The organism is Thiobacillus sp. (assembly GCF_024708915.1).
In genome coordinates this window covers 11325-36558 of record NZ_JANJXQ010000073.1, presented here as the reverse complement: position 1 = coordinate 36558, position 25234 = coordinate 11325, and the positions used below count along the sequence as shown (strand labels likewise).

Annotated in this window: 26 protein-coding genes; 12 read left to right on the top strand and 14 right to left on the bottom strand. The window is 65.7% G+C overall.

Features of this window, described 5'->3' with window-relative positions; genetic code table 11:
- Positions 1-34: 34 nt before the first annotated feature.
- The 7 genes from Q0L94_RS05720 to Q0L94_RS05690 form a co-directional block, all read right to left on the bottom strand.
- Complete coding sequence (locus Q0L94_RS05720; RefSeq protein WP_296751078.1) at positions 35-253, bottom strand: hypothetical protein; 219 nt, start codon at positions 251-253, stop codon at positions 35-37.
- A 1-nt stretch (position 254) separates the two neighbouring features.
- The gene (locus Q0L94_RS05715; RefSeq protein ID WP_296751076.1) at positions 255-1907 is read right to left on the bottom strand and encodes an L-lactate permease; all 1653 of its coding nucleotides are present in this window, start codon (positions 1905-1907) and stop codon (positions 255-257) included.
- Positions 1908-1922: 15 nt separating this feature from the next.
- Positions 1923-3575, bottom strand: a complete 1653-nt coding sequence (ggt, locus tag Q0L94_RS05710) for a gamma-glutamyltransferase (RefSeq protein WP_296751073.1) — start codon at positions 3573-3575, stop codon at positions 1923-1925.
- 16 nt (positions 3576-3591) lie between these two features.
- Positions 3592-3816 (bottom strand): hypothetical protein, encoded by a 225-nt coding sequence (locus tag Q0L94_RS05705; protein ID WP_296751069.1) that lies wholly within the window; start codon positions 3814-3816, stop codon positions 3592-3594.
- On the bottom strand, positions 3813-5453 hold the full coding sequence (locus Q0L94_RS05700) for an L-lactate permease (protein WP_296751067.1): 1641 nt from the start codon (positions 5451-5453) through the stop codon (positions 3813-3815). The genes Q0L94_RS05705 and Q0L94_RS05700 overlap by 4 nt, the downstream gene beginning before the upstream one ends.
- Before the next feature lie 105 nt (positions 5454-5558).
- Positions 5559-6143: a DUF308 domain-containing protein gene (locus Q0L94_RS05695; RefSeq protein WP_296751064.1), complete on the bottom strand. Its 585-nt coding sequence runs from the start codon at positions 6141-6143 to the stop codon at positions 5559-5561.
- A 62-nt stretch (positions 6144-6205) separates the two neighbouring features.
- On the bottom strand, positions 6206-7750 hold the full coding sequence (locus Q0L94_RS05690; protein WP_296751063.1) for a hypothetical protein: 1545 nt from the start codon (positions 7748-7750) through the stop codon (positions 6206-6208).
- Positions 7751-8176: 426 nt separating this feature from the next.
- Between Q0L94_RS05690 and Q0L94_RS05685 the strand changes: the two genes are divergently transcribed.
- On the top strand, positions 8177-8797 hold the full coding sequence (locus Q0L94_RS05685; protein WP_296751060.1) for a DUF1269 domain-containing protein: 621 nt from the start codon (positions 8177-8179) through the stop codon (positions 8795-8797).
- Positions 8798-8842: 45 nt separating this feature from the next.
- Here the strand turns inward: Q0L94_RS05685 and Q0L94_RS05680 are convergent, their stop codons facing one another.
- Complete coding sequence (locus Q0L94_RS05680) at positions 8843-9052, bottom strand: hypothetical protein (RefSeq protein ID WP_296751058.1); 210 nt, start codon at positions 9050-9052, stop codon at positions 8843-8845.
- A 352-nt stretch (positions 9053-9404) separates the two neighbouring features.
- Here Q0L94_RS05680 and Q0L94_RS05675 point away from each other — a divergent pair, with 352 nt between their 5' ends.
- From Q0L94_RS05675 to Q0L94_RS05650, 6 genes are all read left to right on the top strand, one after another.
- The gene (locus Q0L94_RS05675; protein WP_296751055.1) at positions 9405-10757 is read left to right on the top strand and encodes a ferric reductase-like transmembrane domain-containing protein; all 1353 of its coding nucleotides are present in this window, start codon (positions 9405-9407) and stop codon (positions 10755-10757) included.
- Positions 10758-10947: 190 nt separating this feature from the next.
- Positions 10948-11442, top strand: coding sequence for a cupin domain-containing protein (locus Q0L94_RS05670; protein ID WP_296751053.1), 495 nt, complete (start codon positions 10948-10950; stop codon positions 11440-11442).
- A gap of 113 nt (positions 11443-11555) precedes the next feature.
- Positions 11556-12209, top strand: a complete 654-nt coding sequence (locus tag Q0L94_RS05665) for a carboxymuconolactone decarboxylase family protein (protein ID WP_296751050.1) — start codon at positions 11556-11558, stop codon at positions 12207-12209.
- Positions 12210-12253: 44 nt separating this feature from the next.
- A complete protein-coding gene (locus Q0L94_RS05660) occupies positions 12254-12997 on the top strand; it encodes an SDR family oxidoreductase (RefSeq protein ID WP_296751048.1) in 744 nt (247 codons plus the stop codon).
- Between the two features lie 17 nt (positions 12998-13014).
- On the top strand, positions 13015-13146 hold the full coding sequence (locus Q0L94_RS05655; protein WP_296751045.1) for a hypothetical protein: 132 nt from the start codon (positions 13015-13017) through the stop codon (positions 13144-13146).
- Positions 13143-13859 (top strand): RibD family protein, encoded by a 717-nt coding sequence (locus Q0L94_RS05650; RefSeq protein WP_296751042.1) that lies wholly within the window; start codon positions 13143-13145, stop codon positions 13857-13859. The genes Q0L94_RS05655 and Q0L94_RS05650 overlap by 4 nt, the downstream gene beginning before the upstream one ends.
- 102 nt (positions 13860-13961) lie before the next feature.
- Here Q0L94_RS05650 and ntrC read toward each other — a convergent pair whose 3' ends face one another.
- The 4 genes from ntrC to glnA form a co-directional block, all read right to left on the bottom strand.
- Complete coding sequence (gene ntrC, locus Q0L94_RS05645; protein WP_296751040.1) at positions 13962-15380, bottom strand: nitrogen regulation protein NR(I); 1419 nt, start codon at positions 15378-15380, stop codon at positions 13962-13964.
- Positions 15381-15385: 5 nt separating this feature from the next.
- A complete protein-coding gene (locus tag Q0L94_RS05640; RefSeq protein WP_296751037.1) occupies positions 15386-16525 on the bottom strand; it encodes a histidine kinase dimerization/phospho-acceptor domain-containing protein in 1140 nt (379 codons plus the stop codon).
- Positions 16526-16661: 136 nt separating this feature from the next.
- Positions 16662-17132, bottom strand: coding sequence for a DUF4124 domain-containing protein (locus Q0L94_RS05635; protein WP_296751034.1), 471 nt, complete (start codon positions 17130-17132; stop codon positions 16662-16664).
- Between the two features lie 117 nt (positions 17133-17249).
- Entirely contained in the window at positions 17250-18659 is a 1410-nt protein-coding gene (glnA, locus tag Q0L94_RS05630; protein ID WP_296751031.1) for a type I glutamate--ammonia ligase, read from the bottom strand.
- A gap of 279 nt (positions 18660-18938) precedes the next feature.
- Here glnA and Q0L94_RS05625 point away from each other — a divergent pair, with 279 nt between their 5' ends.
- The 3 genes from Q0L94_RS05625 to mtgA are packed head-to-tail and all read left to right on the top strand — an operon-like array spanning position 18939 to position 21000.
- Complete coding sequence (locus tag Q0L94_RS05625) at positions 18939-19394, top strand: rhodanese-like domain-containing protein (RefSeq protein WP_296751028.1); 456 nt, start codon at positions 18939-18941, stop codon at positions 19392-19394.
- 56 nt (positions 19395-19450) lie between these two features.
- On the top strand, positions 19451-20302 hold the full coding sequence (gene aroE / locus Q0L94_RS05620; RefSeq protein WP_296751026.1) for a shikimate dehydrogenase: 852 nt from the start codon (positions 19451-19453) through the stop codon (positions 20300-20302).
- Positions 20302-21000: a monofunctional biosynthetic peptidoglycan transglycosylase gene (mtgA, locus tag Q0L94_RS05615; protein WP_296751151.1), complete on the top strand. Its 699-nt coding sequence runs from the start codon at positions 20302-20304 to the stop codon at positions 20998-21000. Before aroE ends, mtgA begins: the two co-directional genes overlap by 1 nt.
- 9 nt (positions 21001-21009) lie before the next feature.
- Here the strand turns inward: mtgA and Q0L94_RS05610 are convergent, their stop codons facing one another.
- Entirely contained in the window at positions 21010-22425 is a 1416-nt protein-coding gene (locus Q0L94_RS05610; protein WP_296751023.1) for an HlyD family type I secretion periplasmic adaptor subunit, read from the bottom strand.
- A gap of 46 nt (positions 22426-22471) precedes the next feature.
- Here Q0L94_RS05610 and Q0L94_RS05605 point away from each other — a divergent pair, with 46 nt between their 5' ends.
- Entirely contained in the window at positions 22472-22747 is a 276-nt protein-coding gene (locus tag Q0L94_RS05605) for a BrnT family toxin (protein WP_296751020.1), read from the top strand.
- Positions 22725-23003, top strand: a complete 279-nt coding sequence (locus Q0L94_RS05600) for a BrnA antitoxin family protein (RefSeq protein ID WP_296751017.1) — start codon at positions 22725-22727, stop codon at positions 23001-23003. The genes Q0L94_RS05605 and Q0L94_RS05600 overlap by 23 nt, the downstream gene beginning before the upstream one ends.
- Positions 23004-23008: 5 nt before the next feature.
- Here Q0L94_RS05600 and Q0L94_RS05595 read toward each other — a convergent pair whose 3' ends face one another.
- Complete coding sequence (locus Q0L94_RS05595) at positions 23009-25153, bottom strand: type I secretion system permease/ATPase (RefSeq protein WP_296751014.1); 2145 nt, start codon at positions 25151-25153, stop codon at positions 23009-23011.
- Positions 25154-25234 lie beyond the last annotated feature (81 nt).

The following is a 25234-nucleotide window of genomic DNA, read 5'->3' as shown; positions in this document are numbered from 1 at the left end:
GCGGACAGCGTGCCCAGGCTGCGCAGTGCGAGGCTCAGACATCCTCGCCCCCGGCCGCGTACTCGCGGTGGCTGCGGTGCAGTTCGCCGAGCAGCGGCAGCGCCACGCCGGCGGCGAGCAGCGCGAAGCCGACCCAGCCGCCGCCGCCGAGTGCGCCGCTGCCCGCTGCATCGAGATGGATCAGGACCGCGCCGGCGACCACCAGCACGATCGCCAGCCCCTGCTGCCACACGGCATCCTTGAGCCAGCCCATGTCAGCCTCCCGTTCCGTTCGCGCCGACCGGCGGGAACATCCAGGCCCCGCCCAGCGTGATCAGGGCCATCGCCAGTAGCGCCAGCACCACGAACGGCATCATGGCGCGCAGGGTGTTCGCGGTCTGGCCGCTGGCGCCGACCGCGCCCAGCCCGAGCAGCACGGCGGAAATGGCGATCGACGAACCGATCGCCGCACCGGAGGTCTGCGCGGCCAGGATGAAGGCCGGGTTGAGCCCCAGCGCCTCGGCCGCCCGCTCCTGCAGTGGGCCGAACAGGATGTTGGCCGACAGGTTGCTGCCGGTGAGGAAGCCGCCGAACGCACCGATCAGCGGTGACAGCAGCGCGTACACCGGCGCCGATGCGACCTCGGCCAGGCCGGCGGCGAGCTCCAGCACCATGCCCGAGCCCTCCATCACCAGCGCCAGCGGGACGAAGGCCATCAGCGCCATGATCGTCGGGATCGAGGTCCTGAGGGTGTCGACGCCGATCTCGTCCAGCCGGCCGGCGGGGATGTAGCCGCGTTTCCGGAACACCCAGAACGCGATGATCGACGACACCAGGAGGAAGGTGCCCGGGTGGGTCAGCGGCGAGAATCCGCTGTACGCGGCGGTGGCGGCGGTGGCCACGCCGTAGCCGGTCTCCAGCGCCGGGAACGGCAGCCCGAAGCGGACCGCGTCCAGCGGCCCGCCGATGGCCGGCACCAGTTCCACCACCATGATCAGCGCGGTGAGCAGCAGGTACGGCCCGAACGCGAGCCACAGCGGCATGTCGTGGCCGGGATGGGCGGCTGCCGGCGCATCGCCGGTAGCGGCAGGCGCCGGATCGTCCTTGCGCAGCAGCGGGCTGTCGACGACGGCCGAGCGCTGCGCGTAGCGCTTGCGCGCGAGCAGGCTGACCACGATCAGCGCGACCGCTCCCGGCACCACGTTGGCCAGGTTCGGCGCGACCTGGGCGATGGCGAGCTGGCCGAGCGCCATGATCGCAGAGAGCACCAGCACCGCCGGCCAGGCCTCGCGGATTCCCTGCCAGCGGCCGTAGACCCAGGCGATGACGATGCCCGCCAGCAGGTTGGCCACGCCGAGCATGACGCTGGTCGCCAGCAGCGTCAGCGCCGGATCGGAGATCTCCGTCACCCGCGCCAGCGCTTCCCAGGCCACGCCGAGGGTGCCGAAGGTCTTGGCCCAGGCGTGGCCGATGATCGGGATCGCGACCGCCCACACCGGCTTCAGCCCGAGCGCGAGCAGCAGAGGCGCGGCGACCGCGATCGGTGCGCCGAAGCCGGTGATGCCCTGGAGGAAAGAGGGGAACACCCAGCCGAAGGCGAGCACGTGCAGCAGCACGTTGGGGGTGATCGCCTCGATGCCGCGGCGGATCGCGCCGAAGGCGCCGGCCTCGTCGCTGATCTCGTAGAGCAGCAGCGCCGGCGCGATCACGTAGGCGATGAACAGCGCGTCCCAGACGCCCTTCACCGACTGCAGCGCGACCAGGCCCGGCGAGGACTGGAACAGCGTCAGCGCCAGCGCCGCGGCCAGGAAGTAGCCGACTGCGGCCGCGCTGGTCGCCTTCCAGCGCAGGCCGATGAGCAGGATCAGCACCGCCGCCAGCGGCGCCGCCGCGGCAAGCCACAGGCCGAGGGTCAGCGGCAGGTCCATGTCGCCTCCGGGGCTCTAGTAACCCAGCGCCGCGCCGTCGCCGCGCGGGTCGGCGCCGCCTTCGTAGAAGCCGCTGTCGCGGTCGATCCGGATCGCCTGCGCATGGCCCATGGTGCCGCTCCAGCCGCCGACCATCTGCACCGGGTGGCCGCGCAGGGTCAGCTCGCGGGTGACCTCCTCGGGAATGCGCGACTCCAGCGACAAGTTGCTCGACGCCGTGCCCCAAGTCCGCCCCATCAGCCAGCGCGGGGCCTCGATCGCCTGCTGCACGTCGTAACCGAAATCGACCATGCGCGTGAGCATCGCCGCCTGCGTCTGCGGCTGGCCTTCGCCGCCCATGGTGCCGTAGGCGAGCACCGGCTTGCCGCCTTCGAGCATCATCGCCGGGATGATGGTGTGGAAGGTGCGCTTGCCGGGTTCCAGCCGGTTGGGGTGATTGTCGTCGAGCGAGAAGAACGAGCCGCGGTTCTGCATCAGGATGCCGGTGTCGCCGCCGACCGCCGATGAGCCGAAGTCGTGGTAGATCGACTGGATGATCGACACCACCAGGCCATCGGCATCGGCGGCGCAGAAGTAGCAGGTGTCGCCACCCGGCGGCTGACGACGCGCGGCGTCGCCGAAACGCAGCCCGGGTTCGAACTGATCACTCGCGCGGCGCGGATCGATCAGCCTGCGGCGCTCGTCGGCGTAGTCCTTCGACAGCAAGTGCCCGAGCGGGATGTCGACGAAGGCCGGGTCGGTCAGCCACTCGTCGCGGTCGGCGAAGGCGACCTTCACCGCCTCGACGATGTGGTGGTAGTAGTCGGCCGTGCCCTCGCCCCAGCCGGCCACGTCGAAGCCGTCGAGCAGGTTGAGGATCTGCAGCGCGGCGAAGCCCTGCGTGCTCGGCGGCATCTGCACGATGTCGCGGCCGCGGTAGGTGGAGGTGATCGGATCCACCCATCGCGCCCGGTAGGCGGCGAAGTCCTCCGGCCGCAGCGGCGAGCCGTCCGCTTCCAGTGCACGGCAGATACGGGTCGGGATGTCGCCCTCGTAGAAATCGCGCCCGCCCGCCCGGGCGAGCTGTTCGAGCGAGCGCGCCAGGTTGGCCTGGACCAGGCGCGTGCCTTCGCGCTGCGGCTCGCCGCCGGGCAGGTAGACGGCGGCGGTGTCCGGCTGCTTGCGCAGGATCGGCAGGTCTTGCACCAGCCAGTCGGCGAGCGAGCGGCTGACCGGCATGCCGTCGCGCGCGTACTCGATCGCGGCGGTGAACAGATCGGCCCAGGGCAGGCGACCGAAGCGCTCGTGGGCCGCGCGCCAGCCGTCGACCGCGCCCGGCACGGTGAGTGCGGCGAGCGCGCCGCGCGCGGGAATCTCGCGCTCGCAGCCGCGCTCGCGGTAGTACGCGCGGGTCGCCGCGCGCGCCGCCGGGCCGCTGGCCTCCAGCGCCTGCACGCCGTCGCTGCCGGGGCCGGCGATCAGCCAGAAGCCGTCGCCGCCGAGACCCGCCATGTGCGGGTAGACCGCACACAGCACGGCGTTGGTCGCGATCGCCGCATCCACCGCGCTGCCGCCGCGCTGCAGGGCATCGAGACCGGCGGCGCTGGCCAGCACGTGCGGCGCGGCCACCATGCCGCGCGGTGCGTAGGTCGGGGGGCGGCCGGTGCGCGGCCCATTGGCGTGGCTCATGGTGTCGTCCTCTCGGTCAGGAAACCCGTTCGTCTTCGACCATGCCCGCCCGGGTCGGTGGCGGTTCTGGCTTGCGTGCGGCGATGTAGCGTCCCAGCGGAGGGATCAGGCCGCCGAGCCCGAGCGCGAGCAGCCCCAACTGCCACAGCAGTGGGTGCCCCTGCGCGGTGCCCAGACTGATCAGCGGGAACGCCGCCAGCATCAGCAGCATCGACAGGCTGAGTGCGCCGAGGCGGGTCATGGCTGCCGTACTCCGCCGGTCAGCATGACCAGCAGCACCGTGGCGATGCCGGTCACGATCACCGCCACGATCGTCCACGGCAGCGTCTTGCGCAGGATGGCGCCCTCCTGCCCGGCGATGCCCGCCGTGCTCGCGCCGAGCACCACGTTGGCCGGCGCGATCGCATTGCCGATCGAGCCGCCGGCGCTCTGTGCGGCGATGATGGCGGACTGCGGCAAGCCCTTCAGCTCGGCCACCGTCGATTGCAGGTTGGAGAACAGCACGTTCGACGAGGTGCTGCTGGAGGTCATGAATGCGCCGAGTGCACCGATGCCGTTGGCCACGAAGGCGAACACATAGGCGGGCGCCACTGCGGCGATGCCCAGCGCCAGCACCTCGTTCTGCCCGGAGTGGTCCATCAGCCGCGCCATCGCCAGGAACGCGATCACCGGCACCGATGCCGGCACCGCGTCGGACACCAGTCCGCGCAGGATCGACGGGCCTTCGCCGGTGGACCATTGCCGGTAGTAGCCGTGTGCGCGGAACACCAGCCAGGTGAGCGCTGCGGTCGCCAGCAGGAAGGTGCCCGGGTGGGTCAACGGCGCGAACGGGGAATAGGCGGACACCGCCGCGTTGCCGACGCCGTATCCGGTATCCACTGCCGGGAACGGCATGCCGATGCGGAAGGCGCCCAGGGCCTCGTTGAGCGGCTTGATCGCCAGCACCGCCACCGCCACCACGCTGAGGATCACGTAGGGCACGAATGACATCGCCAGGCTCATCGGCGCCGGGCGGTCGTCGAGATTCGCCGGCCCGTCGTCGCGCATCGCCGGTCGTTCGGTGATGCCCTGCGGCGGCTCGGCGTAGCGCTTCCAGCGCGACAGCGGATACAGCGCCAGCACCGCCGCCGAGCCGGCGAGGAAGGTGCACAGCACCGGGGTGACCGGCGCCAGCAGCGCCTGCCCCACGCCCTGGATCGTGGCGATGATCAGCACCAGCGGCCAGGCATGGCGCACCGCCGGCCACTTGCCGTACATCCACACGACGGTGAAGCCGCCGAGCACGCAGGGGATGATCAGCAGCAGCCCGGACTGGAACGCGGTCGTCGCCGGGTCGGCGAGCTCGACCACCTGCTGGGTGGCGAACCAGCTCACCCCGAGCGTGCCGAAGAACTTCGCCCACAGGTGCGCGATGATCGGGATCGCGACCGCATACACCGGCCGCACCCCGTATGCCACCAGCAGCGGCGCGACGATGGCGATCGGCGTGCCGAAGCCGGCGATGCCCTGCAGGAACGACGAGAACACCCAGCCCAGCGCGACCACGATGAACAGCTCGTTGCGGCTGAAGCGGGTGATGCCCTGACGCAGTGCGTCGTAGCCGCCGGCCTGGTCGGTGACCCGGTACAGCAGCAGCGCCGGCCACACCACGTAGAGGATGAAGATCGCGTCCCACACGCCCTTCGCGCTGGCGACGGCGACGGTCTCCCACGGCGTGGCGAAGGCCAGCAGGGCCACCGCCGCGGCGGTGAACATCCCCATTGGCCCGGCCTGCGGCGCCGTCCAGCGCAGGTTGACCATCAATACCAGCAGCACCACGATCGGCAGCAGCGCCAGGATCCAGTGGATCAGATCGACAGGAAGTTGGGCGTTTTCCATCGGCGAAGTCGCTCGTCCGGTGTGGATGCGGGTCAGCCTGGCCGGGCGCTGGTGGCGCTCGCGGTCTTGTTCTGCAGCATCATGGTGTTTCCTTTTTCGATGGGCTCAGGTCGTCACGTCGCGTGCCAGGCTGCGCACCCGGAAGGCGAACACCACGCGCAGTAGGCCGATCGCCAACGCCCAGGCACCGATCATCAGCGACACGCTGAGGCCGCCGAAACCCGGTGCCCACAGCAGCAGCGCGCCGAAGGCGACCGAGAGCACGCCGGTCAGGTACAGCACCCATTCGCCTTTGACGGCCTTGCGGATACTGACGCCGAACATGAAGATCGCCGTGCCGAACAGGATCGCCTGAAAGGCGACCACGAAGACGAACAGCAGCACCGTGTTCACCGGCCCGAACAGCGCGTACAGCCCGACCAGTATGCTGATCAGGCCCACGAAGAACACCCACCAGCGGCCTTCTGCACCCTTCGCGGCCAGTGCGCGGACGACGCCGAAGATGCCGTCCACCAGCAGGAAGGCGGCGAACAGCACCGCCAGCGCGAGCAGCGCTTCGGCCGGCCGCATCAGCGCCAGGACGCCGAACAGGATGTAGAGGATCCCGCCCAGCAGGAACAGCCACCAGTTGCTTTTGGCGAAATCCAGCGCGTCCTGGAAAAAGGGTGATTGCGTGGCATTGGTATTCATGCGTTCTCCTTCGTGGCAAAAAAGTGGAATGTCGATCCTCGCGCTGCGCACCGGAAATGCGGCTAGCGGCAAGCCGCGTTTCCGGCCTGCGCCAGCGCGAGGAAGGTGATGCTCGCCGGCGCGAGTGCGAGCTTGCCAGCGTCGACGCGCTCGCCCTGTAGTGTGGGCAGCGCGTCGTCGCGGCCGAGCTTCAGTTCCTGCCCGTTGAACTGGATTTGAGTCGCATCCAGCGACGGCGCGGACAGAGTGTAGCGCGCCGCAGCGGCCGGCAGCTCGATCACGGTCGCTTGCGAGCGGCTGGTGTTGATCGCGAGGATCGCCACCCCGCCGGGCACGCCGCGCAGGCAATGCGCGTAGACGTGGCGGCCTTCGGCGAGGGGGACACCGGAATCGAGCACCGTCGTGCCCATCAGGCGGCGCCACAGCAAGGCCGCCCAATACTTGGGCTTGGGCGCGAACGTGTCCTCGTTGACCATGCCGTAATCGCTGGCGACCAGGGTGTTGTGGAACACGACGTCAACTTGCTGGCGCGCGAGCCGGCCGAGCTGGTCGAGGTAACGGAAATTGTCCAGGAAGGTGCCGGCCCACGGGTTGCCGCCGCAGGCCGCGTCCGCCGTTTCGGTGTTCCAGAAGTGCTTGCCCGGCATGGCCTGGTCGCGCACGGCGCGGTAATAGGCCAGGGTCTGGTCGGTTCGGCCCAGCCAGTCTTCCGAAAGCGCCTGCTCGGCGCTGGTCTGGTGGCCCATCGCGGCGCATCGCCGGGAGGCGGCGCCGTAGTGGTGATAGGAGAACGCATCCGCGTTGCCGGTGTAGGCGGCGAGGGCATCCGCGGTCAGCACCGCCATGTCGCCATATCCGCCATGGGCGACGCCCCATTCGGCGGTCGATTCGCCCACCGATCCGGGTGCCAGGATCTTGATGCCGGGGATTTCCTTGCGGATGAAGGCTTCGAAGATCGTGTGGTCGCGCCCATAGTCCGCGGCGCCGTAAGCCTTGGGTGCACCGCCCATCGACGCCAGCGTCGGCTCGTTGAAATATTCGGCGGCGGCGATTTTTCCGCCATGCGCCTTGGTGAAGTCGAGCCAGCGGCGCGCCTGGTCCGGCTTCCAGACGCCATCCGGACCGCGGGCGCCGTCGCCACCGGGCATCGAGGTGACGATCGGCGCATCGACCGCATTCGAGAACGCGATCGCGCCCAGCCACTGTTGTTGCGTGAGCACGCCGCCATAGCCCGCGGGCGGATCCTCGGGCGGCGTGTCGGTGTCGGCGAACCAGGTCGTATTGGCCCAAGTGCCGCTGATCCGCACATAGGCCGGACCGAGTGCCTTGGCCAACATGCGCAGCCGCTTGTTCGCCAGATCGATGGGGGGACGATATTGGTAGAGATCCGCACTCATCCCGGCCGGCGTATCGCCGCCCGGGGTTCCCGTCTCGCCGGCCGCTTGCGCCGGCATCTGCGCGATGTCGTGGTACGGCTTCCAGAAGCGGCCGCCCGTCACTTCCAGCATCTCGACGTTGTACGACTGGTAGCGCACGTCGACCGTGCCGATACGGGGCATCGTCGCCGGGGACAGCGAAACGGAATGCGCCGCGGTTGACGTCGTCAAGCCCAACGCTGCGCCAGCAATCAAACTGAGGGATCCGCCGCTCATCGTCCTTTTCCCCTGCACATGCCCACAGGAACAACCGCTCAACAACACCGCATCCAGGGCCAATGCCTGATGTACGCGAATGTTACGGCTACAGTTATGCGGAACTCCCTGATCAGCCAAGATTGCCCTACATCGAACGGCTACCGGTCAAGCCCTGATACCCATGGCCTGTGCGGTTACCGCCTCGTCTTGGTCCGACCCTGTCTCGGTTTATAGCAGGAAGCTGGAAACTTCAAAGACACGGAGAATCGAGGTGAATGAAGGCAAGCTGCTTTTCAGTGGCCCGGCTGGCGCAAAACGCCATTGACATCGGGTGGACCGCACTTATATTGCTTTAAGCAAGTCGTCCCGATCCTACCCCATTTTCAGGAGGCTCTTACCATGCAAGATAACGTCGTCGTCCTCACCTTTGCCGAAGAATCCAAGGCCTATCAGGCGCTGAGCGAACTGAAGGCTGCAGCTACCCAGACACGTCTGAAGCTGGTCAACGCGGTGGTCATCGACCGCGACGCCGGCGGCTTTCGTGCGCGCGACGGTTTCAGCGATGGCGCACCGGCTGATGGCCCGCTGGTGGGCACGCTTCTGGGATCGTTGATCGGCATCTTCGGCGGGCCGTTGGGCGTGCTGCTGGGGGGCGCCTCGGGAGCGCTAGTGGGCACGGTGGTGTCGGGCGGCCGGCTGGAAGACCGTACCAGCCTGATCGACCAGATGCTGAGCGCTGTGCCGCCGGGTGCCACGGCGGTGGTGGCCACGGTAGGCGAATTCGCCGAGGAGGTCATCGATGGTCTCGTCGCCAGTCTGGATGGCGTGGTGCTGCGCCGCCCTGCGGCTGCCGTGATGGCCGAGGTGGATGCCCTGCGCGATGCCGAGGAAGCAGCCGCCAAGGAGGCGCGTCGCGTGCTGCGCGAGAAGCGCAAGGACGAGTGGAGCGCCAAGTACGAGTCCTGGAAGGACGAGATTCAGGACCAGTGGACGGCGTTGAAACAGAAGCTCAAGGGTTGACGGCGCACATGGGCTGCCAGACGCGAGGGCGAAGGCCTGTGAGTGTCATCCATTGAGCCAAGCGACAGCGTCCGCCAGGTGAATGGCGCCGGGGAAGACAGATGCGGTTTTCCCGTAGCGCGCGGCAATCGCGGGGTATTGCTGGCGAGCAACGTCGCCATGCGGAAAAAAATGCCGTTTCATGTTGCGATATTTCTGAGTCACGACACCAACCTGCGGTGAAACAAAAGCCCGGCGGATTACCCAGGCGTCCACGGTGGCGTTGATCCTGGGGCTCAAGCCCCGCGGCTGCGTCCGGGGGGTTTGCGCGCACGCCCCTTTTTGCACCGGCGCTGTGCTGGCGGGTGCGCATGGTGGCATGCATCGATCATGGGGTATTCGTTGTCCGCTTCCTGCGCCGCGCTTGATCAATCCCTGCACGATGCGCTTCAACCGGTGCATCACAAACGAGCGTTGATGCAGCTCATTGCCGCAATCGACATGCTGGACGCACATTTTTTTCGCGCAGCGTACATTCCATTCCTACCGTGATCCCCTGTGTTGGGATATATATATCGGAATAGCCGAGTTGTTTCTCGGAAGAATCCATATTGAGTAGGGTGGGAGTATGCGAAATATCAAGCGCGCCTTGTGGGGAATGCTGGCGCTATTGACGGTTCTGTGGTTTGTCGCAGCCCCTTCGGTGTTTCAGTTGACGGGCTTTTTCGCCGTGCGCGGTGCGATAGTCCAGTACAGCGGCATCATCGCCATGGGTGCGATGAGCGTCGCCATGATCCTGGCGCTGCGGCCGCGCTGGCCGGAGCGGTGGTTCGGCGGGCTGGACAAGATGTACCGGCTGCACAAGTGGCTCGGCATCGCGGCCCTGGCTGTTTCCGTGGTTCATTGGCTTTGGGGCAAAGGGCCCAAATGGGCGGTGGGATGGGGCTGGCTGGAACGCCCGGTGCGCGGCGAAAAACCCGTGATCGAAAACCCGGTCGAGGCGCTTTTCATGAGCTGGCGCGGCACTGCGGAAGGCGTGGGCGAATGGGCCTTCTATGCCGCTGTCTTGCTGATTGCATTGGCACTGATCAAGTCTTTTCCCTACCGGCTCTTCTACAAGACCCATCGCCTGCTGGCTGTTGCCTATCTGGTGCTGGTGTTCCACTCGGTCGTGCTGACCGACTTCAGCTACTGGACTTCGCCGATTGGCATGGTCATGGCCTTGCTCCTCGCCTGGGGCACATATGCGGCGATCGTCGTCCTGCTGCGTCGCGTTGGCGCGGGCCGGCAGGTCAAGGGCAGGATCGTTGCGCTCCAGTACTATCCCGGCGTGCACGCCCTCGAGGCCGAGATCGAAGTGCCGCACGGCTGGCCCGGCCACAACCCGGGTCAGTTCGCCTTCAAGACATCGGACAGCGCCGAAGGCGCGCATCCCTACACCATTGCCTCGGCCTGGAACGACAACGATCGTCGGATCACCTTCGTCGCCAAGGAACTGGGAGACCATACCAGCCGACTGCGCGAGACGCTGCACGTCGGGCAGGAGGTGAAGATCGAAGGTCCCTACGGCTGCTTCGACTTCGACCACGGCCAGCGCCGACAGATCTGGATCGGTGGCGGCATCGGCATCACGCCGTTCATTGCCGGCATGAAGCACATCGCACAGGAGCGGCACGCAACGCCGGATCGGCCATCACCGGAGATCGACCTGTTTCATACGACCGCCGAGTACGACGAGACGGCCATCGCCAAGCTCACGGCAGACGCCGAGGCTGCGAACATTCGCATGCACGTCCTGGTCGACGCGCGCGATGGGTTTCTGACGGGCGACCGCATCCGGGCCGAGGTGCCGGAATGGCGCGCCGCCAGCATCTGGTTCTGCGGACCGGCAGGTTTCGGCGAAGCGCTGAGGAAGGACTTTGCCGCGCAGGGCTTGCCGGTGCAGGAGCGGTTTCACCAGGAACTGTTTGCGATGCGATGAACCGGGCTTTGAGCCCGGGCCGAGCCCTTGGCGGGCTTCGGCGGGAGATGAAGGCGTGTGCCTGAAACAGAACGTCGACGGGCGCTATCGTCGCTATCTTTCTCTCTTATCAGCCAATCCGATGCGAGCTAGAGTGAAAGCGTTGATCTGCCAAGCGCCCTGAACACAAGCCTTCGACGAAGGATTCCGCATGAAGCCCATGAAGCCGTTTGCAGCCGCCGCCTTGTCCCTCGCACTGATCGTTTCAGCGGCATCCGCACAGGAGAAATCGCCCATGATCACCGTCACCCCGATCGGCTCGCAGCCTTCCGTCCAGGGCCAGGCCGAATACTTCACCGGCACCGTCCGCATCGATTCGCCGTTCCAGGCGCCGCAACCGGCGCGCGTCGGCGGCGCCACGGTCACCTTCGAGCCGGGTGCCCGCACCGCCTGGCACACCCACCCGCTGGGCCAGACGCTGTTCGTCACGGCCGGCTCGGGCCTGGTGCAGGAATGGGGCGGCCCGGCGCGCACGATCAATCCCGGCGATATGGTCTGGATACCGCCGGGCGTCAAGCACTGGCACGGCGCCGCGCCCGCCACTGCGATGACCCATATCGCCGTCGCCGAGGCGCTGGACGGCAAGTCCGTCGACTGGATGGAGCAGGTCAGCGACGCGCAATACCCGACGCCGGTCAAACCGTGAGCAGCGTGGCCATGAAAGCCGCACTGACCGCAGCGGCCGCCGTTGCCCTCCTGGGGGCGACGGCAGGCCGGGCCGCTGAACCGACGAGCCCGTCCCAGCCAAGGCAGGCAACGATGAACACTGCACAGGAACAGCTTTCCGCCACACAGCAGGCCCTGATGCCGATCGCGGCGTTTGCCGCCGTGGGCGACATGGCCAGGCTCAATCGCGCGTTGGATCAGGGGCTGGATGCCGGCCTGAGCATCAGCGATGCGCGCGAAGTGCTGGTGCAGCTCTACGCCTACGCCGGCTTTCCGCGCAGCCTGAACGCGCTGACCGAGCTGATGAAGGTGGTGGATGAACGCAGGCAACGCGGCATCCGTGACGCGCCGGGCCGCGAACCCAGCCACGTCATCCCCAAAGGCGATGCGCTGCGCGCCGCAGGCCAGGCTAACCAGACCCGGCTCGTCGGCCAGACCGTGGCCGGGCCGGTCTTCGAGTTCGCCCCGGCCATCGGCGAGTACCTGCAAAGTCACCTGTTCGGCGCCATCTTCGAGCGCGACAACCTCGATTGGCAAAGCCGCGAGCTGGCGACCGTCGCCATGCTGTCGGCATTGCCGGGCGCCGAGGCGCAGTTGCAGTCGCACATGGCGATGAGCATGAACACGGGCCTGACGGCCCGGCAGATGCAGCAGGCCGTTGAGATGCTGGACGAGCGTGTCGGCGCCGACAGCGGACAGCGTGCGCGCGAGGCGCTGGCGCGCGTGCTGGCACCCGCGTCGAAATGAAGGGCGGCAAGGCGGCGGGCTTACCGTAAAAGAAGGGAACCATCATGATCAAGGACAAAGTCGTCGTCATCACCGGCGCGTCGTCCGGCATCGGCGAGGCGACGGCCAGGCTGCTCGCCAGCCAGGGTGCCCGGGTCGTGCTCGGCGCGCGGCGCGAGGACAAGCTCAAAGCGATTGCCGAGACGATCCGTCAGGCCGGCGGCCAGGCCGTGTACCAGGAACTGGACGTCACCAAGCAGTCCGACAACGACGCCATCGTCAAGCTGGCCAAGGACAGCTTCGGCCGCGTGGACGTCATTTTCCTCAACGCCGGCCTGATGCCGAACTCGCCGCTGTCGGCGCTGAGGACCGACGAGTGGCATCGCATGGTCGACGTCAACGTCAAGGGCGTCCTGAATGGCGTGGCCGCCGTGCTGCCCGAGTTCATCGCACAGAAATCGGGCCACGTCGTCGCCACCTCGTCGGTGGCGGGACTCAAGGCCTATCCGGGCGGCGCCGTCTACGGCGGAACCAAGTGGTTCGTCCGCGCCTTCATGGAAATGCTGCGCATGGAATCCGCCATGGAAGGCACCCACATCCGCACCGCGACGATCTACCCCGCCGCCATCAACACCGAGCTGCTGGAGACGATCAGCGACAAGGCGTCGCGCGAGCAGATGCAGGGCACCTACGACACCTACGGCATTTCCCCCGACCGGATCGCCAGCGTCGTCGCCTTCGCGATCGACCAGCCCGAGGACACGACGGTCAACGAGTTCACCATCGGTCCCGCGAATCAGGCATGGTGAGCGTAAATGTGCACGAAATGAACAGGCTGCTGACGGGAAAGCCTGCCGTCGTCACCGGCGGCACAAGCGGCATCGGTCTGGCCGCCGCGACGCAGACGTTTCTGAAGGGCGCCAGGCCGATACGCACCCCAGGAGAGATTTCACCATGAACCGACCCTACATCGTCTGTCACATGATGACCGCGCTGGACGGCAAGATCACCGGCCCGTACATGAATACCGCAGCCATCAAGGGGCCGGCGCAGGAATACGAGCGCACCAATGCCAGCTACCGGCCGCAAGCCTGGCTGTGCGGCCGCGTCACCACCGACGAGAACTTCACCTTCTACAAAAAACCCGCGCTGGACGAGAACGCGCCCACCGTGCCGCAGGGCGACTATGTCGCCGTCGAGGGCGCCGGGATGTACTACGTGTCGGTGGATGCGTCGGGTCGGATCGGCTGGGAGAGCAATACCCTGAAGTACGAGGATCGGCCTGCCGCGCACGTCATCGAGGTGCTGACGGAAAAGGCGAGCAATGCCTACCGGGCCTTCCTGCGCCGGATGGAAATCTCCTACATCGTCGCGGGCAAGAACCAGCTCGACTGCAAGCTCGCCGCCGAGAAGCTGAAGGCTTTGTTCAGGATCGAGACGCTGATGCTGTCGGGCGGCGGGTTCGTCAACTGGTCCTTCCTTCAGGCCGGCGTGGTCGATGAGTTGAGCCTCGTCATCGCGCCGCTGGCCGACGGCGAAAACAGTACGCCGACGCTGTTCGAGCAATCCGGCTTTCTGCCCAAGACAGCGCCAGTCGAGTTTGCCTTGAAAAGCGTGGAGAAAGGATTGGGGGACAGCGTCTGGCTGCGCTACACCGTCAAGAACAAGTAGTTTGTTGCTTCAAACGCTTGCGCAGCACTGGACGTTTCGTCGTGGCGCAGCGAAAGCGTGCTGCCATGGCGATCGCCTCGGAACACGCCAGCAGCCGGCGAATCATCCGGTTTCGTCCGCCCCGGCTGCGTCGTCCATCCCCAGCTCGTGGATCTTTCGCGTCAGGGTATTGCGCCCCCAGCCGAGCAGATGCGCGGCTTCGATGCGGCGCCCGCCGGTATGGCGCAGCGCCACTTCGATCAGCGTTTTTTCGTAAGCCTGAGTGAGTTCATCGAGAATCGCCGCTTCGCCGCGCGCCAGTCGCGCGCCCGCCTCGGCAGCCAGCCCATGCAGCCAGTCGCTGCCGGCCTGCGCGACCATACCCTGCATCAGATCGGCCGGCAGGTCGCCCGCTTCGACCACCTGGCCGGGCGCCATCACGGTCAGGTAATGGCTGACGTTTTCGAGTTGGCGCACGTTGCCGCTCCACGGCAGATTGACCAGGGTCTTGAGCGCGGTTTCCGACACCCCCTTGACCTCCACCCCGAGTTCGCGCGCGCTCTTCTGCATGAAATGCCGCACCAGCAGCGGGATGTCCTCGCGCCGTTCGCGCAGCGGCGGCAGGCGCAGCCGAATCACGTTGAGGCGATGGAACAGATCCTCGCGAAACAGGCCCTCGCGCACCCGCATTTCCAGATCCTGGTGGGTGGCGGCGATGACCCGCACATTGACCTTGATCGGGGAATGCCCGCCGACCCGGTAAAACTGGCCGTCTGCCAGCACGCGCAGCAGGCGGGTTTGCAGTTCGGCCGGCATGTCGCCGATCTCGTCCAGAAACAGCGTGCCGCCGTCGGCCTGTTCGAAGCGGCCGCGCCGCTGCGCCGCCGCGCCGGTGAAGGCGCCGCGCTCGTGGCCGAACAGTTCGGACTCCAGCAAGTCCCGGGGAATGGCGGCGGTATTCAAGGCGATGAACGGCCCGCTGGCGCGCGGGCTGTGACGGTGCAAGGCGTGCGCCACCAGTTCTTTGCCGCTGCCGGATTCGCCGGTGATCAGCACGGTGGCATGCGACTGCGACAGCCGCCCGATGGCGCGGAACACCTCCTGCATGGCGGGGGCCTGGCCGAGGATTTCCGGCACCGGCGCATCGCTGCTGGCGGGCACGTCGCGGCTGGCGTTTTCCGTCAGCGCGCGGCGCACCAGGTCGAGCGCCTGATCGACATCGAAGGGTTTCGGCAGGTATTCGAACGCGCCGCCCTGGAATGCCGCCACCGCACTGTCGAGGTCGGAATACGCGGTCATGACGATGACCGGCACCTTGGGCAGCCGCTCTCTCAGCGCCTGCAGAAATTCCAGGCCGGACACCCCCGGCATGCGGATATCCGACAATACCGCGCTGGGCTGGCTGCGCTCCAGTTCGCGCAGCGCATCGCTGGCCGAACCGAAGGTCATGCACGGAATGTCCTCGCGCAGCAGGGCTTTTTCCAGCACCCAGCGGATGGAGCGGTCGTCGTCGATGATCCAGACACAGGTTCGCTTCGGCATGATATTCAGGCAGGAAAAGGTAGAAAAATCGCAAACACGGTATGGCCGGGCCGGCTTTCGCAGTCGATGGTGCCGTGGTTCTGCACGACCAGCGTCTGCGCGACCGCCAGCCCGAGACCGCTGCCGCCTTCGCGTCCCGACACCAGCGGATAGAAAATCTGCTCGCGGATATCCTCCGGCACACCGGGGCCATTGTCGATGATCTCGACGCGCAGGCCCAGGCGATAACGCCGGCTCTCCAGCGTAATCTGGCGCGCCACCCGGGTCTTGAAAACGATCTCGCCCCGGCCATGCCCGTTACCGTGCCCATGCCCGTTACCGTGCCCATGCCCGTTACCGTGCCCATGCCCGTTACCGTGCCCATGCCCGTTACCGTGCATTGCCTGTACGGCGTTGCGCGCGATATTGAGCGTGGCCTGGATCAGCTGTTCGGCGTCGGCGCGGATTTCCGGCAGGCTGATGTCGTAGTCGCGCTGCACGACCACGCTCGGCGTTTCAGCCAGGATCAGGCTGCGCACCCGTTCCAGCACCTCATGAATATTCACCGCACCAAAACGGGGCATGCGGTGCGGCGTCAGCAAACGCTCCGCCAGCGATTGCAAACGGTCGGATTCCTTGATGATGACCTGCGTGTATTCGCGCAGGGACTCGCGCGGCAGTTCGTGTTCCAGCAATTGCGCCGCGCCGCGTATGCCGCCGAGCGGGTTCTTGATCTCGTGCGCCAGGTTGCGCAGCAATTCGCGGTTGGCCTCCTGCTGCAGGCGCGTCTGCTCCAGCCGGGCGATGCGCAGATGCGGATCGACCGCGCGCATTTCGATCAATACGGCATGCGCTGGCGTATCCAGCGGCGAAATACTGCAGCCGAGGCGGATCGGCGGATGGCCGCTCGCCGCCACATCGAGCTCGTATTCGACCACTGTTTCCAGTTCGCTGCGCGCGGTCCGGATCGCCGCCAGCAGTTCGGGGCTGCGCTCGAACACCCGCTCGACATGATCGCCCGCCAGCAACACGCCCGACACGCCAAGCAGAGTCTCGGCAGCCGGGTTGACATACACGATCCTGCCGTCGGCATCCAGCACCAGCGCGCCGGTGGACAGGCAGTCGAGACCGGAAAAGTCGGGGACGGTCGGGGGCATCGCGCTCATACGCACAGTGAAGCACCGATTGTGCCAGAGCGTGGCTGTTGGTGCTTTAGCACCTTTACAGCCACGGCCTACTCCTTGCGAGTGGAGCGTGGCTGTTGGTGCTTTAGCTCTTTGCAGCCACGGCCCCCGCGCCGGCTCACTTCAGATTGGCAAGCTCGCGCTGGATCGAGGCGATATTCTGTTCGTGCTGCTGCACGCTGGCGCGCAACCTGTTCACGCGATTGAGGTAGGTGGCGTCGGTCACGCGCTCGCCCGGCTGCAGGCGTTCGCCCAGCGCCAACTGGCGGCGCGCCTCGTCGGCGTTGCGGCGTTCGCCGGAAATTTCGTCCTGCAACACCTGGCGGCGGATGTCGTCGCGGCGTTTCTGCGTGCCCGCGTCGATGCGCGGAAAATCCGCCGGGCTGGGATTGTAGGAGGCGCGCCGGGGCGCTTTGCTGCCGGCCGGCAGCGGCGCCGGGGCACCAGGCAGATCGATGCGCTTGGCGCCCTTCTTGTAGACATCGGTAAACGTCACCTGACCGTTTTCATCGATGTACTTGTAGATTTCCGCCTGCGCGGGCGCAGCCGGGATCAGGCACAACAGAAAGAACAAGCGGGCAGTTTGCATAGGATCGAGTGTAACGTACCCGTTCGTTAACGGCCCCAACCGGGCAATCTTGACCGTCCCGCCGGACGACGCAAAAGGGGCGGCCGAAGCCGCCCCTATTTGCGATACGCGCAAAACTTACAGCGAGTAGTACATCGCGAACTCGACCGGGTGCGTGGTCATGCGGAACTTGGTGACTTCCTGCATCTTCAATTCGATGTAGGCGTCGATCATGTCGTTGGTGAACACGCCGCCGCGGGTGAGGAACTCGCGATCCTTGTCGAGCTCGTCCAGCGCCATTTCCAGGCTGTGGCAGACTTTCGGTACCTTCGCGTCCTCTTCCGGCGGCAGGTCGTACAAGTCCTTGTCCGACGGATCGCCGGGGTGGATCTTGTTCTGGATGCCGTCGAGGCCGGCCATCATCAGCGCAGCAAAGCACAGGTACGGGTTGGCGGTGGGATCCGGGAAACGGGTTTCGATGCGGCGCGCCTTTTCGCTGGAGGAAATCGGGATGCGGATCGAGGCCGAGCGGTTGCGCGCGGAATAGGCCAGCATCACCGGGGCCTCGAAGCCGGGCACCAGACGCTTGTACGAGTTGGTCGACGGGTTGGTGATCGCGTTCAGCGCCTTGGCGTGCTTGATGATGCCGCCGATGTAGTACAGGCTCAGCTCCGACAGGCCGGCATAGCCGTTGCCGGCGAACAGGTTCTTGCCGTCCTTCCACAGCGACATGTGCACGTGCATGCCGGAGCCGTTGTCGCCGACGATGGGCTTGGGCATGAAGGTCGCGGTCTTGCCGTAGGCGTGGGCGACGTTGTGCACGATGTATTTCAGGATCTGCGTCCAGTCGGCGCGCTTGGTCAGCGTGCTGAACTGGGTGCCGATTTCGCATTGGCCGGCGGTCGCCACTTCGTGATGGAACACTTCCACCGGAACGCCGGCTTCTTCCAGCGCCAGCACCATGGCGGCGCGGATGTCCTGCAGGCTGTCGACCGGGGGCACCGGGAAATAGCCGCCCTTAATGCCGGGGCGGTGGCCGGTGTTGCCGTTCTCGAATTTCTCGGCGGACGACCACGACGCTTCCTCGGAATTGATTTTCACGCCGCAGCCCGACAGGCCGTCGTGCCAGGTGATGGAATCGAAAATGAAGAACTCGGGTTCCGGGCCGAAGTAGGCGGTATCGGCGATACCGGTCGACTTCAGATACGCTTCGGCGCGCCGGGCCACCGAACGCGGGTCGCGCTCGTAGCCCTTGCCGTCGGACGGCTCGATCACGTCGCAGGTCAGGATCAGGGTGGGCTCGTCGAAGAAGGGATCCATATAGGCCGTATCCGGGTCGGCCTTCAGCAGCATGTCGGACGCCTGAATACCTTTCCAGCCGGCGATCGACGAGCCATCGAAGGGATGGCCATCCTCGAACCATTCTTCGGTGACGAATCGCGAGGGAATGGAAACATGCTGTTCCTTGCCGCGGGTATCGGTAAAACGCAAGTCAACGAATTTCACTTCGTTGTCCTGAATCATCTTGATCACATTGGCCACGGCCATGCTGAACTCCTCAAACTGAAATGGGTTGAATGACGGCGTTGCGTCCGCCGGGACCGGCTACATCAAAACGCCACACGGAAGACTGTTAGCAGCAACCGTGCCATGCGAAAAATCAGGGTCGAACCATTGTGCCATAAGGCCTACGCAGCAGGATAGTGCAGCATCCGCCGGGATTCATGCACCACAAAAGCGCACAACCATCCTGTAGAGCACCATATTGGTGCGAATTGCATCGGGCACCGGCTTTCATATACTGAAGCAATAAAAAAGGAGTCCGTCATGGGACACATCACCGACCTGCTCGAAGCCGCCCACAGCCGCAGTCAAACCCATGCCTGGCCTTTCGCCGGCGCCCTGTTGCCGCACGAAGCGCATGAATTGTGGCAGCGTGCGCCGGGGGCACGTCTGATCGACGTGCGTTCGCGGGCCGAGCTCGAACTGAACGGAGTCATTCCCGAGGCGCTGCACGTCGAGTGGCAATCCTGGCCGGGCTGGGTTTCCAACCCCCATTTTCTGGTTCAGCTGGCGCAGGCCACCGACCCGGAATCCCTGCTGATATTCATCTGCCGCACCGGCGTGCGGTCGCACCGGGCGGCCGCCGCCTGCACCGAAGCCGGCCGCAATCATTGCTACAACGTGCTGGAAGGCTTCGAGGGCGACCTCAACAAGGCCACCGGCCACCGCAACGAATTGAACGGCTGGAAACGGCGCGATCTGCCCTGGGCGCAAGCCTGATCGCCGGCACCGCGGCAGGAGGCAATGCGCGCATCAACAGTTAGAATACGGCCGCCATGACCGACCGTTACGCCGTATTCGGGCACCCGATTGCCCATTCCAAATCCCCGCTGATCCACGCCGCGTTTGCCCGTCAAACCGGGCAGGACATGACGTACGAGGCGATCCTCGCGCCGAAGGACGGCTTTGCCGACAGCGTGGCGCAGTTCGTGGCAGCGGGCGGGCGCGGCGCCAACGTTACGGTGCCGTTCAAGGAACAGGCGTTTGCCCTGGCAAACCGCCTCAGCCCGCGCGCCGAACGTGCCGGCGCGGTGAACACGCTGACGTTCGATGGCGGCGGCATCCGCGGCGACAACACCGACGGCGCCGGACTGATGGCCGATCTCACCCGCAACCTGCATTGCGCGCTCGCCGGCAAGCGCATCCTGCTGCTCGGTGCCGGCGGCGCGGCGCGCGGCGTGATCGAACCGCTGCTGGAGCAGGCGCCCGCCGCGCTCGTCATCGCCAACCGCACCATCAGCCGGGCACAGGAACTCGCCGGACTGTTCGGCCGCGGCGTCGCCGCCTGCGGCTTCGACGGCCTCGACGCCCCGTTCGACCTCATCATCAACGCCACCGCCGCCAGCCTCGCCGGTGAGCTGCCGCCGCTGTCGCCGCGCGTGTTCGCCGCGGGCGCGCTGGCCTACGACATGATGTACGGGCGCGACACCCCTTTCCTCGGCTTCGCCCGCGCGCACGGCGCAGCGACCGCCGACGGCCTCGGCATGCTGGTGGAGCAGGCGGCCGAAGCGTTTTACCTGTGGCGCGGCGTGCGGCCCGACACCGCGCCCGTCATCGCGAACCTGCGCCAAGACCGCCTGGAAGGCGAGAGTCTGGCGGCGCCCCCCCTGCGGGGGCTGCGCACGTGATCCGCACCGCATTGCGCTGGCTCGGCAAGGGCATCGTTGCGGCGATCGCGCTGGTGCTGCTGTATCAGTTGTGGATCTTCGCCCACGTGCTGTGGTGGATCGATCACAACCCCACCTCCACCGCGTTCATGCAAGCCGGCCTGGCGCGCCAGCAGGACAAGAACCCCGACGCCGGGCTGCGCCACCAGTGGGTGCCCTACGAGCGCATATCCATCCACCTGAAGCGCGCCATCGTCGCCGCCGAGGACGCCAAATTCATCGAACACGAGGGCTTCGACGTCGAAGGCATCCAGAAAGCAGTCGAAAAGAACCTGAAGAAAGGCCGCCTCGTCGCCGGCGGCTCCACCATCAGCCAGCAGCTCGCCAAGAATCTGTTCCTCTCCGGCGAACGCAGCTTCATCCGCAAGGGCCAGGAAGCCGTCATCACCCTGATGATCGAAGCCACCTGGAGCAAGCGCCGCATCCTCGAGGTGTATCTGAACGTCATCGAATGGGGCAACGGCATCTACGGCGCCGAAGCCGCCGCCCGCCGCTACTACAAGACCTCCGCCGCCAACCTCAACCGCGACCAGGCCGCCCGCATGGCCGCCATGGTGCCTAATCCGCGCTGGTACGAGAACCATCGCAGCTCGCGCGCCTATCAGCGCCGCGTCGCTGCCATCAGCCGCTACATGGGCTACGCGCAGGTGCCGCGCTAGAGACCTTCCTCAGCGCTCCCGCAAGCTCTCGCTCGTCACCTGCATCAGCGGGCTCAGGAAATACTCGATCACCCGCCGCTTACCGGTCTTGACCTCGACCGTCACCGCCATACCGGGTGTTAGCCGCACCGTCTTGTTCTCCACACGCAGCGTGTCCCTGGCAAGCTTCACCCGCGTCGAATAGATCAGCCCCAGCTTCTCGTCCTGGATAGCATCCGATGACACCTGGGTGATGGTGCCGTGCAGGGTGCCGTACTTGGTGAAGGGGAAGGTCTCCACTTTCACTTCGGCATCCTGCCCGGGATTCACAAAGCCGATGTCCTTGTTGGGCAGCATGGCCTCGACTTCGAGTACGTTGTCCTTGGGCACGATCACCATCAAGGGCTGGGCGGGCGTGACGACACCCCCCACGGTATGCACGGCGAGTTGCTGCACCGTACCCGCCACCGGCGCGGTCATGTGCATCAGGCGGCCGCGCTGGTCGGCCTTGATCAATTCCTGTTCCAGCGAAGCGGCCTTCTGTGCGGCCAGATTGTGCTGATCCAGCAGTTGCCGCCGCGTCTCGGCAGTAAGCGTGGCTTGCTGCTGTTGCGCTTCCATCAGGGCGGCGCGGATTTCCGCGACTTTGGAGCGGCTGCTGGCCAGATCCTGTTCCTGCTCGATGCGTGCCTGTTCGCGTTCCAGATAGCCATGCTGGGAAATGAAGTTCTCCTTGACCAGTTTCTGGTAGTCCTGCGCGCGCTGGCGGGCGATCGGCGCGGTTTGTTCGAGCTTGACGACCTGGTCCAGTGTCGCCTGGAGCTCGGCCCGGCGGCGAGCAATCTCGGCCTGCAATTGCAGCTGGCGGGCCTGGTATTCCTGGTATTGGCCGGATGCCTGGCTTTGCTCGGCAAGCAGGCGGCCCGCATCGGCACCTTCCAGCGGTTTCAGCCGGGGTGCCCTGCCGCCAGCCAATGCCGCCAGCAGGGCTTCTGCGCGCAACGCCTCCAGTCGCGCAGTCAGGGCTTCGTTGCGCAACCGTTCGCTGTCGGCAGCGGCAGTGGTGGCATCGAGCTCGATCAGCACCTGCCCCGGCGTGACCGCTTGCCCGTCGCGCACATGGATGGCCTTGACCACGGCGGTTTCCATTGGCTGGATGAGCTTGGTACGGTCGTTGGGGATGATCTTGCCAACGGCGGTGGCGACCACATCGATGCGGCCAAAGGTGGCCCACAGCAGCGCAATCAGGGCAAACGCCATGAGGAGCCAGAGTGTGATGCGCGGCGCGGGGTGGACCGGCGTGTCGCGCAAGGCCAGCGCGGCGGGCAGGAACTGGGCTTCGTGGGCTTGCAGCGCAGGGGCGTCGGTCTCTTTGCGCTGCGACCAGGCGTGGCGGAAGATTCTGGCGTAGCGCTTGAAGAGATCGGCGAGGGCTTGGCGTTTCATAGGTTTACAGCTTGCCTCCAACTTATTATGTACATACAATTTGAGTATGCGTATCGAATACGATACGGCCAAGAACGTCCGGAACATCCACGAGCGCGACCTGTCTTTCGAGCGTGCGCAAGAATTCAATTTCGATACCGCGATCTACACCATTGATGACCGGCGGGATTACGGCGAGACACGCATCCGGGCTTTGGGTTATCTGGATGAACGCTTGCATGCGATGGTGTTCGTCGAGATACCCGATGGCATTCGGGTCATCAGCTTTCGCAAGGCCAACAACCGCGAGGTAGCCCATTATGAATCGCAAGCCAAAACCTGATTTGATCGATGACGAGAACCCCGAGTGGACGGCTGAAGACTTCAAGCGCGCCGTTCCGTTTTCTGCCCTGCCAGAATCGCTGCGCAATACGCTGGCGCGCCGTACCCGTGGTCCGCAGAAGACGCCCCTCAAGGAACGGGTCACCATCCGCCTCTCACCCGAGGTGGTGGAGTCGTTTCGCGCCACCGGCGATGGCTGGCAGACCCGGCTCGACGCCGCGCTCAAGGACTGGCTCAAAACCCACACACCCACCTGATCCCCTCATCCCGCTTGCAGCCGATGCAGGCGGGAGTAATGCCCTGCCTCGTGTCCCAGCAATTCCGCGTGCGTGCCGGCCTCGACGATTTGCCCATGATCCATCACCAGGATGCGGTTCGCATGGCGCACCGCAGACAGGCGATGTGCGATGACGATGACGGTGCGGCCCTGGCAAATGGCCTGCATGTTGTTCTGGATGATGCGTTCGGATTCGTAATCCAGCGCGCTGGTGGCCTCGTCGAAGATCAGGATGCGCGGCTCGCTCATCAGGGCGCGGGCGATGGCAATGCGCTGCCGCTGGCCACCCGAGAGGGTTGAGCCGTGTTCGCCGACCATGGTGTCGTAGGCTTCGGGCAGCTCCAGAATGAATTCGTGCGCGCCGGCCAGCTTGGCCGCCTGGATCACCTGCTCCAAGGGTGCGCCGGGGTCAGCCAAGGCGATGTTCTCTCTGAGGGTGCGGTTGAACAGCACGTTCTCTTGTAGCACGACGCCGATTTGGCGACGCAGGCTGGATGCGTCGACCAAGGTCAAATCCATGCCGTCGATCAGAACTCGGCCGCGTTCCGGCACATACAGGCGTTGAATCAGCTTGGTCAGCGTGCTCTTGCCAGAACCCGAGCGGCCGACGATGCCGATGACTTCGCCGGGCGCAATGTCGAGGGTGATGCCTTTGAGCACTTCGGGGGTATCGGGCCGGTAGCGGAACTGCACCTGGTCGAAGGTGATGCGTCCGGTGATCGGCGGCAGGCTGCTCTTGTCGCCGGCCGCTTCGGTGGGCGCGTTGAGGATGTCGCCCAGGCGTTGCACCGAAATGCCGGTCTGCTGAAAGTCGGTCCAGAGTTGCGCCAGCCGCATGATGGGCTGGGCCACCCGGGCGGCCAGCATGTTGAAGGCGATGAGCTGGCCGACGGTGAGTTGGCCTTCGATCACCAGCTTGGCACCCAGCCACAGGGTGCCGACGGTGACGAGCTTGCCGATGAGGTTGGTGCTCTCGTGCGCCAGGGTGGAAACGATCGCCGACTTGAATCCGGCCGACACATAGCTTGCCAGTTGGGCATCCCAGCGGCGCTGCATCTGCGGCTCCACCGCCATACTTTTGAGGGTGTCGATGCCGGACACGGTTTCGACCAGAAAGGCCTGATTCTCGGCGCCGCGGTTGAATTTCTCGTGCAGCCGCGCACGCAACAGCGGCGTGACCAAGAGGGCAATGACGAAATACAGCGGAAGGGACGCCAGCACCACCAGCGTGAGCCAGCCGCTGTAGAACAGCATCACGGCAATGAACACAGCAGAGAACAGCACGTCGAGCACCACGGTGATCGAATTGCCGGTGAGGAAGGCGCGGATGTTCTCCAGCTCCCTCACACGCGCCACCGAATCGCCTACGCGGCGCGCCTGAAAGTAGCCCAGCGGCAGGTGCAGCAGATGGCGGAACAGCCGCGCGCCCAATTCAACGTCGATGCGGCTGGTGGTGTGGGCGAACACGTAGCTGCGCAAGCCCGAGAGCATCACTTCGAAGATCGACACCACCAACAGGCCGACGGCGATGACGTCCAGCGTGGTCAGCCCCCGGTGCACCAGCACCTTGTCCATCACCACCTGGAAGAACAGCGGTGTGACGAGGGCAAACAGGTTCAGCACGAACGACACCAGCAGCACTTCACCGAGCAGCTTGCGGTATTTGACGACGGCGGGGATGAACCAGGAGAAGTCGAACTTGGCCATCTCGCCGATCAGCGAGGCACGCGAGGTGAAGAGGATGAGTTCGCCACTCCATCTGGCGAGCAGCTCATCGCGCGATACGATCTGGGGCCGCTCGGCCTTGGGGTCGTGGATCAGCGCCTTGTCGGCATCGAAGCGGGCGAGGATGAAGTAGCCGCCATCGTTGTCCACGGCTATGGCGGGCAGTGGGGTACGGTCGAGGCGGTCAATCGTCGTCTTGACGACCTTGGCCTGCAACCCCAGCTGCTTGGATGCAAGGAGGATGTCGGGGCGTGCAAAGGGCTCACCCGACACCTTGAATTGATGCGCGAGCTGTTCGGGATCAACTGCTATCTGGTGGAAGCGCGCGAGCATAACCAGGCAGGCAAGGCCGGTGTCGAGCACCGGCGGGCTGGATGGTTGCGAGGACTCGATAGTGTCATTCATGGCAGTACACACGCACACGCCCTGACACTTAAACGTGTCAGGGCGTGTGTCTTTACAAATCAGGTTGTTCGTTCACCGCGC